Annotated in this window: 19 protein-coding genes; 3 read left to right on the top strand and 16 right to left on the bottom strand. The window is 61.8% G+C overall.

The window, feature by feature from the left end; translation table 11 throughout:
- Positions 1-26: 26 nt before the first annotated feature.
- The 4 genes from EJ079_RS26810 to EJ079_RS26795 are packed head-to-tail and all read right to left on the bottom strand — an operon-like array spanning position 27 to position 2,786.
- Positions 27-767 (bottom strand): ATP-binding cassette domain-containing protein, encoded by a 741-nt coding sequence (locus EJ079_RS26810; protein ID WP_127811402.1) that lies wholly within the window; start codon positions 765-767, stop codon positions 27-29.
- Positions 736-1,560, bottom strand: a complete 825-nt coding sequence (locus EJ079_RS26805; protein WP_127810613.1) for an ABC transporter permease — start codon at positions 1,558-1,560, stop codon at positions 736-738. The genes EJ079_RS26810 and EJ079_RS26805 overlap by 32 nt, the downstream gene beginning before the upstream one ends.
- Complete coding sequence (locus tag EJ079_RS26800; protein WP_127810612.1) at positions 1,557-2,543, bottom strand: ABC transporter substrate-binding protein; 987 nt, start codon at positions 2,541-2,543, stop codon at positions 1,557-1,559. Before EJ079_RS26800 ends, EJ079_RS26805 begins: the two co-directional genes overlap by 4 nt.
- 33 nt (positions 2,544-2,576) lie before the next feature.
- Positions 2,577-2,786 (bottom strand): hypothetical protein, encoded by a 210-nt coding sequence (locus EJ079_RS26795; protein ID WP_127269602.1) that lies wholly within the window; start codon positions 2,784-2,786, stop codon positions 2,577-2,579.
- Positions 2,787-3,148: 362 nt separating this feature from the next.
- On the opposite strand from EJ079_RS26795, the gene EJ079_RS26790 reads away from it, so the two are divergent.
- Positions 3,149-3,529 carry a cytochrome c family protein gene (locus EJ079_RS26790; protein ID WP_127395380.1) on the top strand — a complete coding sequence of 127 codons (381 nt, stop codon included), beginning with the start codon at positions 3,149-3,151 and terminating at the stop codon, positions 3,527-3,529.
- Between the two features lie 47 nt (positions 3,530-3,576).
- Here the strand turns inward: EJ079_RS26790 and gph are convergent, their stop codons facing one another.
- The 10 genes from gph to EJ079_RS26740 are packed head-to-tail and all read right to left on the bottom strand — an operon-like array spanning position 3,577 to position 13,555.
- On the bottom strand, positions 3,577-4,278 hold the full coding sequence (gph, locus tag EJ079_RS26785) for a phosphoglycolate phosphatase (protein ID WP_127395379.1): 702 nt from the start codon (positions 4,276-4,278) through the stop codon (positions 3,577-3,579).
- Complete coding sequence (locus EJ079_RS26780; RefSeq protein ID WP_127810611.1) at positions 4,275-4,832, bottom strand: thioredoxin family protein; 558 nt, start codon at positions 4,830-4,832, stop codon at positions 4,275-4,277. The genes gph and EJ079_RS26780 overlap by 4 nt, the downstream gene beginning before the upstream one ends.
- A 20-nt stretch (positions 4,833-4,852) precedes the next feature.
- Positions 4,853-5,539: a ribulose-phosphate 3-epimerase gene (rpe, locus tag EJ079_RS26775; protein WP_127395377.1), complete on the bottom strand. Its 687-nt coding sequence runs from the start codon at positions 5,537-5,539 to the stop codon at positions 4,853-4,855.
- A 60-nt stretch (positions 5,540-5,599) separates the two neighbouring features.
- Complete coding sequence (gene cbbX / locus EJ079_RS26770) at positions 5,600-6,538, bottom strand: CbbX protein (protein ID WP_127810610.1); 939 nt, start codon at positions 6,536-6,538, stop codon at positions 5,600-5,602.
- 7 nt (positions 6,539-6,545) lie between these two features.
- Positions 6,546-6,980, bottom strand: a complete 435-nt coding sequence (locus EJ079_RS26765; RefSeq protein ID WP_013532057.1) for a ribulose bisphosphate carboxylase small subunit — start codon at positions 6,978-6,980, stop codon at positions 6,546-6,548.
- 18 nt (positions 6,981-6,998) lie between these two features.
- Positions 6,999-8,492, bottom strand: coding sequence for a ribulose-bisphosphate carboxylase large subunit (locus tag EJ079_RS26760; RefSeq protein WP_013532056.1), 1,494 nt, complete (start codon positions 8,490-8,492; stop codon positions 6,999-7,001).
- 21 nt (positions 8,493-8,513) lie between these two features.
- The gene (fba, locus tag EJ079_RS26755) at positions 8,514-9,593 is read right to left on the bottom strand and encodes a class II fructose-bisphosphate aldolase (protein WP_127395374.1); all 1,080 of its coding nucleotides are present in this window, start codon (positions 9,591-9,593) and stop codon (positions 8,514-8,516) included.
- Between the two features lie 11 nt (positions 9,594-9,604).
- On the bottom strand, positions 9,605-11,617 hold the full coding sequence (gene tkt, locus EJ079_RS26750) for a transketolase (RefSeq protein WP_127810609.1): 2,013 nt from the start codon (positions 11,615-11,617) through the stop codon (positions 9,605-9,607).
- A gap of 10 nt (positions 11,618-11,627) precedes the next feature.
- Positions 11,628-12,500, bottom strand: a complete 873-nt coding sequence (locus tag EJ079_RS26745; protein ID WP_127395372.1) for a phosphoribulokinase — start codon at positions 12,498-12,500, stop codon at positions 11,628-11,630.
- 8 nt (positions 12,501-12,508) lie between these two features.
- Positions 12,509-13,555 carry a class 1 fructose-bisphosphatase gene (locus tag EJ079_RS26740; RefSeq protein WP_127810608.1) on the bottom strand — a complete coding sequence of 349 codons (1,047 nt, stop codon included), beginning with the start codon at positions 13,553-13,555 and terminating at the stop codon, positions 12,509-12,511.
- 124 nt (positions 13,556-13,679) lie between these two features.
- Here EJ079_RS26740 and EJ079_RS26735 point away from each other — a divergent pair, with 124 nt between their 5' ends.
- Positions 13,680-14,618 carry a LysR family transcriptional regulator gene (locus EJ079_RS26735; RefSeq protein ID WP_127810607.1) on the top strand — a complete coding sequence of 313 codons (939 nt, stop codon included), beginning with the start codon at positions 13,680-13,682 and terminating at the stop codon, positions 14,616-14,618.
- Between the two features lie 201 nt (positions 14,619-14,819).
- Positions 14,820-15,020 (top strand): hypothetical protein, encoded by a 201-nt coding sequence (locus EJ079_RS26730; protein WP_023810407.1) that lies wholly within the window; start codon positions 14,820-14,822, stop codon positions 15,018-15,020.
- A 16-nt stretch (positions 15,021-15,036) separates the two neighbouring features.
- Here EJ079_RS26730 and EJ079_RS26725 read toward each other — a convergent pair whose 3' ends face one another.
- Both EJ079_RS26725 and EJ079_RS26720 read right to left on the bottom strand, forming a co-directional pair.
- The gene (locus tag EJ079_RS26725; protein WP_127810606.1) at positions 15,037-15,666 is read right to left on the bottom strand and encodes a hypothetical protein; all 630 of its coding nucleotides are present in this window, start codon (positions 15,664-15,666) and stop codon (positions 15,037-15,039) included.
- On the bottom strand, positions 15,666-16,502 hold the full coding sequence (locus EJ079_RS26720) for an ABC transporter permease (RefSeq protein WP_164873992.1): 837 nt from the start codon (positions 16,500-16,502) through the stop codon (positions 15,666-15,668). Before EJ079_RS26720 ends, EJ079_RS26725 begins: the two co-directional genes overlap by 1 nt.
- Positions 16,503-16,536 lie beyond the last annotated feature (34 nt).

Genomic DNA, 16,536 nt, shown 5'->3' with positions numbered 1-16,536 from the left:
CCGATATGCATCTCGCCTGCAGGCGATCAGGTGACGTCCGGAAATCTATGATGGAACGACCGCAGGAGGTCGCTCATCACCTGCGAATTGCGATGTTGCCGTGGCAGCCGTACGTCGAACACGCCGAGCACATGGGTTGGCCGTGGCGCGAGCACGATGATGCGGTCCGACAGCATCAGTGCCTCGCGTAGATTATGCGTCACCATCAAGGCGGTCGTTGGCCGTGCCGACCACACGGTCAAAAGTAGATGCCGAAGCCGCTCGGCGGTCTGTTCGTCGAGCGAGACAAAAGGTTCGTCCAGGAAAAGCACCGCCGGCTCGGTGGCGAAAGCCCTGGCAAGTGCTGCCCTGCGCGCAAGGCCGAGCGACAGTTCGGCAGGATAGAGCGAGCGCATGCCGGCGAGGCCGAGCGTGTCGAACAGCCCGTCCAGATTTTTCGCTCTCAAGCTTTTCGGCAACGCCAGCCTGACATTCTGTTCCACCGTTCGCCACGGCAGCAGGGTCGGTTCCTGGAATACGGCGGCGATGCGGTTCGAACCTCCTTGCGGCAACTGAAAGGAGCCGGAAAAGTCTTGGTCCAAGCCAAGCAGGATACGCAGCGTCGTGGTTTTGCCGCAGCCCGACGGTCCCAGCAAGCAGGCGAATTCGCCTTGCCGGACCTCGAAGGAAAGGTCCTGAAGCGCCGTGATCGAGACGCCTCGCGTGGACCTGAAGGTCTTTTCGGCGATGTCGACCTTAAGCGGGACGACGGCGCCAACGGGTTGCATGTCGTTCAACGGGCTGCACCAGGAGAAGTTCAATGACAAGCATCACCGCCACGAAAGCCAGCGTGTAGGCAAGGATGGCGGCGACATCGAAGAGCTGGAAATAGAGATGGATCTGGAAGCCGACACCGTTCGAGCGGCCGAGCAGTTCGACGACCAGGACGATCTTCCAGATGAGGGCAATGCCGGATCGCGATGCGGCGGCAAGATAGGGCTGCAATTGCGGCAGCAGGATATGGCGGATGCGTTCAAGGCGGCCGAAGCGATAGACGGTGGCCATTTCGGCGTAACTTGGATCAAGCGCCCTAGCGCCTTCGCGCATCGTCACCACGACATTCGGGATCTTGTTCACCGCCACCGCGCCGATCGCCGCCGCCTCGTTGAGGCCGAACCAGATGTAGCCGAGGACGATGACCACCAGCGCCGGGATGTTGAGGAACAGGATCACCCACGGGTTGAAAAAACGGTCGACGCGACGATGGCTGCCGAGCAAAACGCCGATGACGGATCCGATGATCATGGCGACGATATATGCCGCGGCGACCCGGCCGAGAGTCACGCCGAGATGGTAAAAGAGGTCGCCGCCCGCAGCCTCCCTGAGAAGCACCTGCCAGACCTGCGCAGGTCCTGGAAAGGCACGGCTTGGCCAGACGCTTGCCGCAAGGTTCCACAGCAGGCAAAGCGCGAGCAGGGAAACCGCTACGGTCAGCGCGGGCACCAGTGCCGTCGCCAGGCTGCGTCGGCCGGACATGCTCGGCGGGGCGTCACGCGTGCCGTCGGTTCCCAATGCGGTCATTTCTCGGGTCCCGGCCAGAACGTGCCGGGCGCCATCTCCGGCGCGCTGCCGACAAGTTTCGCGCCGCCGATCGCCGCAAGCACATGGTATAGCCTGCCGGCGTCGGCCGCTTCCTCGGCGACCGACCGTCTGGGAATGCCTTGGCGGTAGCGATCGCGCAGCTTTTCCAGTTCCTTGCCTTCCGCGCGAGTGATCGGCGCCAGGCGCAGCCATTCGTCATCGGATCTGGCCAGCAAGTCCTTGGCTTGCGCGGAAGCCCTCACGAAACCCCTGACGGCATCGGGGTTTTCGCTCGCCCATTGGTCATGGAAGACGTAACCGAGCGCCGACACGGGTCCCAGAGCCCCAAGCGCTTTTGCCGCGTCGTTCACGCCGATCAATCGACGGAAGCCATTGGCCTCGAGACGCGCGCAAAAATGCCAGAAATTCAGCACCGCATCGAGTTCGCCCTGTATCGCCTTTTCCGAAATCAGCGGCGGCGCGCCAAAGACGATGTCGCTGGCTGCCGACAGGTCGACGCCGAGGTCGCGTCTGGTCAGCGCTTGTATAAGCAGCCAACTCTTGTCGAGCGGGCCGCCGGCGACGCCGATTTTCTTGTCCTTGAGATCGGCGATCGTCCGGATCGGCGAATCCTCCTTCACCATGATCGCCCCCACGGCGGTCGAATAGGGGGTCAATGTGAGGTCGCCGCCTTCGGAGCGCTGGCGCGAGACCCACAGCCAGTCGGAGACGATCATGTCGATCGCGCCAGCCAGCATCGCGACGTTGGTTGCATCCTCGCCGGCGAAGTCGATGATCTCCAGATCGATCCCGTTGGCGGCATCGAATTTGTGCTGCCTTAGTGTATCGAGTTCCCAACTCACGGTTCCAAACTTCAGCACACCGAGGCGAATCCTGGCTGCCGCAACGACCGGCCTGGTAGCAAGAACAGCGGCTGTCCCGAGAACCGCCAGACGCAGCGTCATGCGCCGTGAAACCATCATGACACCTCCTCCCCAGGGTTCCGCGCTGCCAAATCAGATGGCTCGTTCCTTGCTCGGAAATGCGCATTTCCAGCGCATGACCTTGAGGTTCGGGTGTTCTTGAGACCATTTCGCGATTTCGCTGGGGGCAAGGATCATGCATTGGAACAGAGTGCCGCGGCTCTCGAAATAGAGATGTTCGTCTCGGCAATTGCTCGGATTGGCGCTGAGGCAAACCGTCAATATGAGATCGACCATGTCCATTCAGCACCTCTTGCGCGTTCCCAAACGCCCATCTCGGCGGGTCCAGCCCAACCAGGAGCCAGGACAAACCGCCACTTGCCGGATTTCCCGAGGTGCCAATGGAGAAACCGGAATGAGGTCAAGCTACGCGCTCGCCCGATAGCCGTCAACAAAGACGAATGGAAAGGTCTCTTGAGCTCGCAGGCCCCTAAACCTTTGTACGATTGACTTTCACAACATGCCAATTAGCTTCCGAGTCACGCGGCGCGGCTTCACGGGAGAAGCGGAATTTCCACTCCACCGCGTAAGGCGCATACCGACGGATCAAAGGATCGGCATGCGCAAATCGTCCAGGGCACCCAGACGATCAATGAGGAAATACCATGCGCGCAATCGCATTTTTCGCAGTCATGTCCGTTGTGCCCTTCATCGCGAGCCAATCCCAGGCACAGGATGCGGCGGCTGGTGAGAAGGTCTTCGCCAAATGCAAGGTCTGCCATACCGCCGACCAGGACAAGAACAAGGTCGGCCCGTCGTTGAACGGCGTCATCGGCCGAACGGCCGGCACGCACCCGGGGTTCAGCTATTCTCAGGCGATGGTCGCGGCAGGCAAGTCCGGCGTCAAATGGGATGAACCCACGCTGAAGACCTATCTTCACGATCCCAAGGCCATGGTCAAAGGAACAAAGATGGCGTTTGTCGGCCTGAAGCAGGACGAAGACATCGCCAATGTCATTGCCTATCTGAAGCAATTCTCGAAATAGAGCGCAGCCGGCCGTTCGAATTTGCGTTCGGCCGGCGGACGCCTTGATCACGCATCGGCTTGCAGCCTCTGCATGGCCGAAGGCAGATCGAAAAGGCTGTCGCAAACGAGGTCGGCGCCAAGCTCTTCCACCGGAATGTGGCTGTAGCCGCCGCGCAACAGAATGACGGGCATGCCGGCGGCGCGTGCGGCACCCAGGTCGGCGCCACTGTCTCCGACCAGCAGCGCGTCACCGGGGTCGACCCCAAGCTGTGCCAACGCCAGCAGCAGGGCATCGGGCGCCGGTTTCAGGAATGTCACCGCGTCTCCGCCAACGATTGCGCCGAAATATTCCGTCAATCCGAAATGAAGCAGGATTTCGCGGGTCGCCAACTGCGGTTTGTTGGTTGCCACCCCCATGCTTACTCCGCCCAAATGAAAGTGGGTGAGAGCCTCCCTGACTCCAGGCATCAGCCTTGTCAGGCCGGTCAGATGCCGGCGGTAGATAGGCGCCATGACGCGGTTGGCCTCATCGAGAGCGTTGCCGAGCAGTGGCGCTCCCGACGCCGCGAAGGCTCGCTCGATCAATTTCCTGACGCCGCCGCCGATCATGGCCGTGACCTGATCCAGGCGCAGCGGCGGCAGACCGCGACTGGCCAGCAGTTCGTTGACGGCGGCCGCTATGTCCGGTGCCGAGTCGACCAGCGTGCCGTCGAGATCGAACAGGATCGCCTTCGGCGATCGAAGCGGCCTACCTGCACCGACGTTCATGCGGCATCCTTCCACTTGATCGAGCAGCCGATCGAGGCGATCTGGTCCAGCGGCCCGTCGCCGGTTCGGGCAACCTGCTTCATCGCCTCGAACAGGTCGCGTCTCAGCCCGGGCGCTCCGGCTTCTCGTCGCGAGGCGTCCAGCCGACCGCGATATTGCAGTCCCAACTCGCTGTTGAACCCGAAGAAATCGGGAGTGCACACGGCTGCGTAATCGCGCGCCACAGTTTGGCGGTGGTCGTGCAGGTAAGGGAAGCTAAAGCCGTTCGTCGTGGCGAAGAGCTTCATTTGGTCGAAGGAATCCTCCGGGTAGGTGTCGGCATCGTTTGAGTTGATCGCGACAAAGCCGATACCTTCGGCCTTAAGATCGTTGGCATCGCACACGATACGTGAAATCACCGCCTTCACATAAGGGCAGTGATTGCAGATGAAGGCCACGACCAGGCCGTTCGGGCCGGCCTGGCTGAAGATCGAATGCGACCTGCCGTCGACGCCAGGCAAAACGGCATCGATGGCGCGCCAGTCGAAATCGCACACAGGGGGGACGGCCGCCATGCTTGCCTCCGATGGAATGGTTATGCGGCTTTCCGGATCGCACCGTCGGCCGTCTGTCGGATGGCTCCAATGTTGGCGCGATAGGCTGCCTCGGTGCCCCCCTTGAACACGGCCGACCCGGCGACCAGCACATTGGCGCCGGCCGCGGCGACCAGCGGGGCGGTTTCGGCCGTGACGCCGCCATCGATTTCGATGTCAATCGGGCGGTGGCCAACCAGTGCCTTGATTCGCCTGATCTTCTCGATGACCGCGGAAATGAAGGCCTGGCCGCCAAAGCCTGGATTGACCGTCATCAGAAGCACCAGGTCGAGCCTGTCGAGCACATATTCGATGGCGCTCTCCGGCGTCGAAGGATTCAGCGATACGCCGGCCTTCTTGCCGAGATTTTTGATCGCCTGCAGGGAACGATCGAGATGCGGCCCGGCCTCGGCGTGCACCGTGATGATGTCGCAGCCGGCGTCGGCGAAGGCGGCCAGATAGGGGTCGGCCGGCGCGATCATCAGATGGCAGTCGAAAATTTTGTCCGTTCGGTCGCGGATCGCCTTGATCACCGGCGGACCGAAGGTGATGTTGGGCACGAAATGGCCGTCCATCACGTCGAGATGGATCCAGTCGGCACCCGCCCGCACGACAGCTTCGACCTCGTCGCCGAGCCGCGAGAAATCCGCGGAAAGCACGGAGGGTGCGATGATTGTCCTGGTGACCATGGTCGTCGTCTCCAATTCTGTCTGCGGGTGTTGGTCGCTGCGCCAGCCGGCTCCATCCCGTCAGCGCATCTTCGTCTCCGGTTCGCCTTCGAGTTTCCCTTCCGCGAACACGCGGCTGCCGCGAATGTCGGATTCCTCGATGGTGATAAGATCGGCTTTGGTCAACACCTGGCTGCGCGATGCGAAAAGCCGGTTGGCCTGCCGCAGCCGTGCCCGGTCGAGCCCATTGCGGACCGAACGCGCGTTGGAGAAATGCGGCAGCCTCATACGGATCGGAAGATACTCTTCGAGCGCACGGGACGCCGCCTCGCTGAGGCGATAATTCTGCTCCGCGAGCATGATCTCGGCGATCGATTTCAGTTCGCTGACGCCATAGTCGGGGAAATCGAGGTGATGGGCGATGCGCGAACGCATGCCGGGATTGCTGTCGAAGAAGCGGTCCATCTTGTTCTTGTAGCCGGCAAGGATCACAACCAGATCGTCACGGTTGTTCTCCATGCACTGCAGCAGGATTTCGATCGATTCCTGGCCGTAGTCGCGTTCGTTCTCGGGCTTGTAGAGATAGTAGGCCTCGTCGATGAAAAGCACGCCGCCCATGGCACGCTTGATCACCTCGCGGGTCTTGGGCGCGGTGTGGCCCACATACTGCCCGACGAGATCGTCGCGCGTCACGGCGACCATGTGGCCTTCGCGGACATAGCCCAGACGATGCAGGATTTCGGCCATCCTCAGCGCCACGGTGGTCTTTCCGGTGCCGGGATTTCCCGTAAAGTTCATGTGCAGCGTCGGGGCGCCCGAGGTCAGCCCGAACTTGCGGCGAAGCCGGTCGACCAGGAGGAGAGCGGCGATCTCGCGGATGCGGGTCTTGACCGGCTTCAGGCCAACGAGTTCACGGTCGAGTTTGTCCATGACCTCGTCGATGTTGGACGCCTCGAACTCGGCCTGCAGATCAACCGTCGCGTCCTGTGCGGCAGTGTCCTTGGTCATCGCGTTCAGCATGGTTCAGCTAGCTCCGCTCGCCCTCGGGCCTGTCGGTCGCATAAGGCACGATCGAATAACCCTGGCTGCGGCCGTCGCGCTCCTGGCGCAGCAGCCGGAACCCGGGTTCGCTGGGCGGCCGGTTGACAATGAACGACATGCGCGGGGCTTCCCAGCCCTTGGTCGAATCGAAGGCGGTTACCCGCACATACATGTTCGGACAGGCTTTCCGGCAAGCGTTGACCTCGAGCAGTATGCCCGCCGGATCTTTCAAGTCGAACATCGGGTTGCCGTACATTTCCCAATAGGTATTTCGCGGATGCGGATCGTCCGTGTACTCGACGCTGACCGCCCAATGGTTCTTCAGCGCGTATTTGATCTGCGCCGAAATCTGTTCGTCGGTCAGATCGGGCAGGAACGAGAACTGCCCCTGTGTGACCTTGTTTCCCGGATTGGTCATCATGACGATGGTTCCTTTCGTCTAGAAGCTGGGCGTTGCTGTTGGCACGAAGTCGGCCGTGTCGGTCGATTCGTAGTTGAAGGTGACGTCCTTCCAGGTCTCCAGGGCAGCCTTCAGCGGCGTGCACCATCTGGCCGCCTGTTCGAGGATCTTGGTCCCTTCGCGCAAATAATCGCGCCCCTCGTTGCGGGCCAGGATCATCGCTTCCAAGGCGACGCGATTGGCCGTCGCGCCTGCCTGGATGCCGTCCGGATGGCCGATTGTGCCGCCGCCGAACTGCAGGATGACGTCCTCGCCGAGATAGTGGATCAACTGGTGCATCTGGCCGGCATGGATGCCGCCCGAGGCGACGGGCATCACCTTGTTGAGCGAGGCCCATTCCTGATCGAAGAACAGCCCGGTTTCGAGGTTCTGCGGCGTGCGCTCCTCGCGCAGCGTGTCATAAAATCCCTTGATCATGAGCGGGTCGCCTTCCAGCTTGCCGACCACCGTGCCGGCATGGATGTGGTCGACGCCGGCCATGCGCATCCATTTGCAGATGACGCGGAAATTCATGCCGTGGTTCTTCTGGCGCGAATAGGTCGAGTTGCCGGCACGGTGCAGGTGCAGGATCATGTCGTTGCGGCGTGCCCACTTGGCCATCGACTGGATCGCCGTGTAGCCGATGACGAGGTCGATCATGACGATGCAGGAACCAAGCTGCTTGGCGAATTCGGCGCGCTCGTACATCTCCTCCATCGTGCCGGCGGTGACGTTGAGATAATGGCCCTTGACCTCGCCGGTGGCAGCCGACGCCTTGTTCACGGCCTCCATGCAGTAGAGGAAGCGGTCGCGCCAGTGCATGAAGGGCTGCGAGTTGATATTCTCGTCGTCCTTGACGAAGTCGAGGCCCCCCTTCAGCGCTTCGTAAACGACGCGGCCGTAATTGCGGCCCGACAGGCCGAGCTTCGGCTTCGTCGTCGCGCCGAGCAGCGGCCGGCCGAACTTGTCGAGCCGCTCACGCTCCACCACGATGCCTGTCGCCGGCCCCTGGAAGGTTTTGAGGTACGCCACCGGGATACGCATGTCTTCCAGCCGCAGCGCCTTGACTGCCTTGAAGCCGAACACATTGCCGATGATCGATGCGGTCAAATTGGCGATCGAGCCCGGCTCGAACAGGTCGAGGTCGTAGGCGATGTAGGCGAAGTACTGTTGCTCGGTCTTGGTTCCGGGACCGGTGTTCGGCACCGGCTCGGATCTGAACGCCTTGGCGCGATAGAGCTCGCAAGCCGTCAGTCGGTCGGTCCACACCACGGTCCACGTCGCGGTGGAGGATTCGCCGGCGATGGCCGCGGCCGCCTCCTCGTGGTCGACGCCCGGCTGCGGCGTGATCCGGAACATGGCGATCAGATCGGTCTCCTTGGGCCTGTAGTCCGGCTCCCAGTAACCCATCTTCTTGTAGGGGATGACCCCTGACTTGTAGCGTTCCTTGCCTTCCTTGAGCGTCCCCGCTGGCAGTATGTCGATCTTGTTCATGACAGGTCTCCTGTTTGTTGCTCAGGCGGCTTTCGCGATTGCGATATGGGGATCGAGTTTTCCCGCGGCGTAACGTTTCGCCATCTCGTCCATGGCGATGACCTTGATCTTCGAGGCGTTGGACGCCGTGCCGAAACGCTCGAACCGGTCCCGGCAAAGGTCGCGCAAGGCGTCCATGGCGGGTTTCAGGAATTTACGGGGATCGAACTCGCGCGGGTCTTCCGTCGCGACGCGGCGGAACTGCCCGGCCATGGCCATGCGGCAATCGGTGTCGATGTTGACCTTGCGCACGCCGTAGCGGATGCCGCGCTCGATCTCCTCGACCGGAACGCCAAAGGTCTGGGGCATCTCGCCGCCGTATCTGTTGATAATGTCCTGCAGCTCCTGCGGCACCGAGGACGAGCCGTGCATGACCAGATGCGTGTTGGGCAGCTTTTCGTGGATCGCCTCGATCACCTGCATGGCCAGGATATCGCCGTCCGGCTTGCGGGTGAATTTGTAGGCGCCGTGCGAGGTGCCGCAGGCGATCGCCAGCGCGTCGACCTGGGTTGCGGTCACAAAGTCGACCGCCTGATCGGGATCGGTCAACAACTGGTCGTGGGAAAGCGCGCCTTCGGCGCCGTGGCCATCCTCTGCCTCGCTTTGACCGGTTTCCAGCGAGCCGAGCACACCCAGTTCGCCTTCGACGGAAGCGCCGACCCAATGCGCCATGCGTGCGACGCGTTCGGTTATGGCGACGTTGTAGTCGTAGCTGGCCGGCGTCTTGGCGTCCGCCATCAAGGATCCGTCCATCATCACCGAGGTGAAGCCGTGGCGGATCGCGGAAAGGCAGGTGGCCTCGCTGTTGCCGTGGTCTTGATGGATGCATAGCGGGATGGTCGGGTGGATTTCGGTCAGCGCCTCCATCATCTTGGCCAGCATGATGTCGTTGGCATAGGATCGGGCGCCACGCGAAGCCTGGATGATGACAGGCGCGTCGCAGGCCTTGGCCGCTTCCATGATGGCGAGGCCCTGTTCCATGTTGTTGATGTTGAATGCCGGTACGCCGTAGCCGTGCTCGGCGGCATGGTCGAGAAGCTGGCGAAGGGTGATGCGAGCCATTGTGAATCCTCCTAGATGATGAGCTTCAGTGCCGCTGCAGCAACCGCTTCGGACGTTATGTTGAAATGCCGGTAGAGGTCGGGGGCAGGGGCGCTGGCGCCGAAGCCGGTCATGCCGACGAAAGCACCGGTCTCGCCGATCCAGCGGTCCCAGCCCAGCCGGGCTGCTGCTTCGACCGCGACGCGCGGCGCCGAGCCGAGGACGGCCTTGCGGGTGGCGCTTTCCTGCTCCTCGAAAAGCTCCCAGCACGGCATCGACACGACGGCGGCGGCGACGCCATGCTCAGTCTCCAGCCTTTCGGCGGCAGCAACCGCGATCTCGACCTCCGAGCCGGTGGCGATCAGGGTGACGGCGCGGTGCCTTGCCGGCTCCCGCAGGATGTAAGCGCCCTGGCAGGAGCGGTTCTCGTCGCTGTGCGACCGACGCAGCATCGGCAGGTTCTGGCGCGACAGCACCAGGACGCTCGGCCGATCCTTGCTCTTTAGCGCGAGTTCCCAGCACTCCGCCGTTTCGATGACATCCGCCGGGCGGAAGACGTTGAGATTAGGCGTGGCACGCAGCATCGCAAGGTGCTCGACCGGCTGGTGCGTCGGGCCGTCCTCGCCGAGGCCGATGGAATCGTGTGTCATCACATAGATGACGCGCTGGCCCATGAGCGCCGAGAGCCGCATCGCGCCGCGCGCATAATCGGCGAAGCACAGGAACGTCCCGCCATAGGGCACGAAACCGCCATGCAGCGCGATGCCGTTCATGGCGGCCGCCATGCCGTGCTCACGAATGCCGTAGTGAATATAGCGGCCGGCATAGTCACCCGGTGCAATGCGGTTCATGTCCTTGGTGATCGTCAGATTCGAATGCGTCAGATCGGCCGAGCCGCCGACGGTCAACTCCGTTGCGCCATTGATGGCCTCCAGCGCCATTTCGGAGGCTTTTCGCGTCGCCACCTTGGTTGCCTTCTCGACATGTTCGCGACGAAAGGCGTCGAGCGCTTCGAAGACCGTGTCGGGCAGTTCGGCGGCGACGGCGCTCTCGAAGGCCTCGCGCCGCGGCGAGGCGGCAAGCCGCTGCTCCCAGGCGCGCCGCATCGCTTCGCCGCGACCGGCAATCTCGCGCCAGGTGAAAAGGATATCATCCGGCACATCGAACGGTGCGTGGGCCCAGCCGATGTTTTCGCGCGTCGCGGCGATCTCTGCTTCACCCAGCGGTGCGCCGTGCGTCTTTTCCGAACCGCCGAGATTGGGGGCACCCATGCCGATCACTGTGCGGCAGGCAATCAGCGATGGCCGATCCGACCGCCGCGCCGCCTCGATTGCCGCGGCGACTGCCTCCATGTCGTGGCCGGCGACGCTTTGGACATCCCAGCCGGCGGCCTTGAAGCGCGCCGGCTGGTCCATCGACGTGGAGAGGGAGGTCGGCCCGTCAATGGAAATCGCATTGTCGTCCCAGAAAACAATCAGGCGGGAAAGCTTCAGGTGACCAGCGAGGTCTATCGCCTCGTGACTGATGCCCTCCTGAAGGCAGCCGTCGCCCGCAATGACATAGGTATGATGATCGACCAGATCGGCACCGTAGCGGGCGGCAAGCATACGTTCCGCCAGCGCCATGCCGACCGCCGTGGAAATGCCCTGTCCGAGCGGTCCGGTGGTGGTCTCCACGCCAAGCGCATGGCCGTATTCCGGATGTCCGGCGGTGCGGCTGCCCAACTGCCGAAATCGCTGCAATTCCTCGATCTGCATGTCTTCATAGCCGAGCAGATGATGCAGTGCGTATTGCAGCATCGAGCCGTGGCCGGCTGAAAGCACGAAACGGTCACGGTCGGGCCAGTCCGGCCTCGACGGATCGATATTGATGAAGCGGTTGAACAGCACCGTTGCGACGTCGGCCATGCCCATCGGCATGCCAGGGTGACCCGAATTCGCCTTTTGAACGCTGTCCATCGCCAGCGCGCGAATGGCGTTCGCCATGTCGCGCTCCGAGACGGGAGCGGTTGTGGTGACGGGCTTCAGTGCTGTTTGGCTGGTCATTGCATCCTCCTCACGACACACGGCTCTTGCGTTCAATCAATTGCAGGATGAGCGGCGTCAGGATCAACTGCATGGCAAGATCGAGCTTGTTGCCTGGCACCACAATGGAATTTGGCCGCGACATGAACGAGTCGTGGATCATCGACAGCAGATACGGAAAATCGATGCCCCGCGGATTGGCGAAGCGGATAACCAGCATCGATTCGTCGGGCGTCGGGATCCAGCGCGCGATGAACGGGTTGGACGTGTCGACGATCGGCACGCGCTGGAAGTTGATGGCGGTCTGCGAGAATTGCGGGACGATGTTGCGGACATAGTCGGGCATCCGGCGCAGGATCACGTCCATCACCGCCTCGGTGGAATAGCCGCGTGTCGAACGGTCGCGATGGATCTTCTGGATCCATTCGAGATTGATGACCGGCACGACGCCGATCTTGAGATCCGCATGCTTGGCCAAATTGATCGTGTCGGTGACGACACAGCCGTGCAGCCCCTCGTAGAAGAGCAGGTCGCTGGGAGCGAATTCGCGCCATTCGGTAAAGGTTCCCGGTGGCGTGCCGTGCTGCTTTTCCTCTTCCTCATCATGAATATAGGTGCGGGTCTTGCCCGTTCCGCGGCGGCCATATTCCGCGAACACCTCTTCGAGAATTCCGAGTTCGTTGGCCGCGGCATTGAAATGGGTGAAGTTCGGGTTGCCGGCCTTTTCCTCCTCGGCCACCTTTGCCTTCATCGCCGCGCGATCGTAGCGGTGGAAGGCGTCGCCTTCGATGAAAGCGGCCTCGATGTTCTCGCGCCGGAAAATCAGATCGAAGATGCGCTTGACCGAGGTCGTGCCGGCGCCCGACGACCCGGTGATGGTGATGATGGGGTGCTTGGCTGACATGGTGCTGCTCAGGCTCTGAACAGGCCGCGGCGGCTGAACAGCGGCGCACGCTCACCGATGTTGCTCGGCTCTGTGTGGTAGCGGGTGATGCGCGCGACTTCCCGCGCCGACCCGAAGATCATCGGCACGCGCTGATGCAGGCTCTCGGGTTCGATTTCCAGGATGCGGTTGATCGCATCGGTGGCGGCACCACCAGCCTGTTCTATGAGATAGGCGATCGGGTTGGCCTCGTAGACGAGGCGCAACCGTCCCTGACCATAGCCCTTGCGTCGATCGCCGGGGTAGAGAAAGACGCCGCCGCGCATCAAAATGCGGTAACAGTCGGCAACCAGAGAGGCGATCCAGCGCATGTTGAAATCCTTCTCGCGCGGTCCTTCGGTGCCCTCCAGGCAGTCGTCGACATAGAGCCGCACGGCCTCGTCCCAGTGCCGGTAGTTGGCGGCGTTGATGGCGAACTCCTGAGTGCGTTGCGGAATGATCCGGCTTTCATAGGCCTGGACGAAGGTGCCGAGCCTTGTCGAGAAGACGAAGACATGTGTGCCGCTGCCGAGCGACAGGACGAGTGCCAGCTGCGGCCCATAGATGAAGAAACCGGCGCCTAGCTGGTTCACGCCCGCCTGCAGGAAAGAGGCGGCCGGATCAGCGTCCGGCGCGCCAGTTGCGGTCAGGAGCGAGAAGATCGTTCCGATCGACACGTTGGTGTCGATGTTGGACGAGCCGTCGAGCGGATCGATCGCAATGGCGAGTGGCGCTTGCCTGTCGAGCAGGACCGGCTGCTCCAGTTCCTCGGAGGCGTAAAGCGCGACCGGTGCGCGGCGCATGGCGTCGAGGAAGATGTCGTCGGAGAAGACGTCGAGATCCTTCTGGACGTCGCCATCGGCATTGGCGCCACGGGTTTCGGCAAAGGCGGCGCCGAGCACCCCTTGATTGATGGTGTTGCGGACCTTGATGGCGGCCTGTGTCAACTGACGGACGGTCGTCACAACTCCCGAGCGGAATTCGTCAGGCTGGCCGAGATAGGAGTTCAGAAAAGCGTCGAGCGTTGCCGCTGGCATCGTAACCTCCCGGTCCGGCCGCATCTCCTCGGAGCGGCTGGACTGGAGGAATGGAAACAAACGTCGCGAGATAAGTAAAATTCAATAACTTTACCTAGCCACTAAAAATAATTTAGTATGCGGCATGAGGAACCTCACGCTCAAGCATTTCAAGACCGTCCAGGCAATCATCAAGTGCGGCAAAATTGTCAGCGCGGCCAAGATGTTAGGCCTGTCTCCTCCAGCGCTGACAATCCAGTTGCGGCAAGTGGAGGAAGAATTCCAGCTGGCTCTGTTCGACCGAACGTCGGACGGCATGCGTCCCACTGCCGCAGGTCGGGCTTTCGTCGAGACAGCGCAGGCTATCGAGGAGCATCTCGGTTTGCTCGAAGACAAGATGGATGCCATCAAGGGCGTACGCACCGGCAGCTTGAGGCTCGGCGTCGTTTCCACCGCCAAATATTTCGCGCCGCGGCTGATGGCTGCGTTCATGAAGGACCATCCCGACATCGACATGCGGCTCGCCATCGGCAACCGCGCCCAGACGATCGACAACCTCAGGAACCACGACATCGACATCGCGCTGATGGGGCGCCCGGCGAAAGAGGTTCCGGTGCGTGCTTCGGTCTTCGGCGATCACCCGCTGGTCATCATCGCGCCGCCCGACCATCCGTTGGTCGCGGCGCGAGATATCTCTAAGGAGCGGATCGCGGAGGAGCATTTCCTTATTCGCGAGCCCGGCTCCGGAACCCGCATCTCGTTGGAAATATTCCTGAGCGACGTGCCTGGGCGCATCGACGACCTTGGTGTCGAGATGGCCTCGAACGAAACGATCAAGCAGGCGGTGATGGCTGGTCTGGGCATCGCCTTCATCTCTGCCCACACCATCGCTGCGGAAACCGAAGCAGGCCGGCTTGTCATCCTCGACGTTGTCGGCATGCCGATCCGCCGGCAATGGTTCTCGGTGATGCGAACCGATCACGCAATCTCGCCGGCCATGGCCACGTTCAACGATTTCCTGATGCGCAAGGGCGCGATGTACCTGCCCCTTTTCGGAAAGCTGTATCCAGACAAGGCGGGATGACATTTTACGAACGCAACGGACGAAAGTCCGGTGGAGAACGCCCGCGATCGTTGGTGTTATATAAGCGACATGTTATGTTGCAGTGCGAAAGAGCGGGGGCCACGTCCTTTCACACCCGTAAGCGATCTGTATGTGCAACCCCTGCAGACTGTTCGGAAACCTCCCGGGTAGGGTTCGGGAATTCGATGGGGAAAAGGGGTAATGCTTTACACACTCGTTATGATGGTCTGTCTGACGGATGTACCGCGGACCTGCGAACAACGCGAACAAATGGTAGACGGTCTGGCGATGAATCCCGGGACTGCCTTCATGCAGGCGCAGCCGCTGGTGGCTCGGTGGATCGAGACGCATCCCGGTTATTTCGTGCAGCGCTGGCGTGTGCTGCCTGGCAGGGGGTCATGAGGCAGGCGGCCAAGGTCTATTTCTTGACGACGAGCGTTTCCGAGACGGTCTTCGACAACTGGTAAAGCCGCTGCTCGATTATCGTGGGCACATCGCAGACATAAGTCAGCGACTGGACCCGTTCGGTGAAAATTCGCGTCGCGAAATTCAGCTGGTCGGTTCGCCGTTCGACTTCGTCCGGATCCGCATCGGCCTTGGCGCGCAGCGCGTCGACTTCGGATGCTTCCTTGCGCAACTGTGCCGCCATTTCGAGCTGTTTGTGCGCATAGCGGGAGATGCCGGAGATCACGTGCGAACGCTCGGCGTCCATATGGTCGAACATTCCCTGCACCAGCATCGTCATTTTTGGTGCGACCTGTTCGGGCGGCAGGGAAGTCGCGAAATCCTTGATCTCTTTCTGGGCTTCGGCAATCGGCGTCCGCCGGGCTGCCACCGCCTCGACAAGCGCCGACACACGGGCATCCTTCGCCCAATCTTTCGCGGTCGCGGGAAGCTCCGGCCCATTCCAGATCTGGCCAAGCGAGAGCCGTGGCACCTTACGCTGTATGCAGGGCCAGTCGGGATCGGTGTTTGCCGCGCCGGCGCCTCCCATGAAGGCAAGCGTGGCGACCACAACGAGAGTGTGAACAAGTCTCATTCGCGCCATCAGGCGTTTCCTCCCATGTCCTGCTTGCGGATCACCAAACCGCGCGAAGGGTCGTATGCGATGATGGCGCCGCCCAGAAACAGCAGCGTGCAGCCGGCCACGATGCCCAGCGACAGCCATTCGATCTGCCCGTAAAAGGCAAAGCGGATCAGTTCGACGGCATAGGTGAACGGGTTGCAGAGGCAGATCTTGTAGAGCAGCGGGCTCGCCTCCTGGATGCGCCACAAGGGATAGAGCGCCGGAGACGCGAAATAGCCGGGAAAGATGACGAAGTTCATGATGCCGGCGAAGTTTTCGAGCTGCTTGATCAGCGAAGACAAGAGCATGCCGAGCGCGCAAAGCATCATGCCCGACAGGAACAGTGCCGGCAGCACATAGAGGTAGCCGAGTGGCGGCGCCTTGACTCCCCACAACCAGGCAACGATCAGGAACGCGTAGACCTGCACGATCGATACGGCCACGCCCGCGAGCATCTTCGACACCAGCAGGAACCAGCGCGGAAACGGGCTGACCAGCAGGATGCGCATGTTGCCCATCTCGCGGTCGTAGACCATCGACAGCGAAGACTGCATGCCGGAAAACAGCAGGATCATGCCGCAAAGGCCCGGCGTGATATAGACCTCGTAGAGCACATACGTCTTGTAGGGTGGGATGATCGACACGCCGAGCACCTGGCGAAAGCCGGCGGCGAAGATGAACAGCCAGACGAGCGGCCGGACCAGCGAGGAAATGAAGCGTTCGCGCTGGTGCAGGAAGCGCAGGCACTCGCGCAGGACGACACCTTTCAGGCAAATGAGATAGTGGCGCAGGCCGAATGGCTCAGACCTCACCGGCATGATGCCGGCGAGCTTTCCAGGCATCGCAGGAGCG

The organism is Mesorhizobium sp. M7A.F.Ce.TU.012.03.2.1, assembly GCF_004006095.1.
Classification (GTDB): Bacteria; Pseudomonadota; Alphaproteobacteria; order Rhizobiales; family Rhizobiaceae; genus Mesorhizobium.
This window is presented reverse-complemented; position numbering and strand designations above follow the sequence as displayed.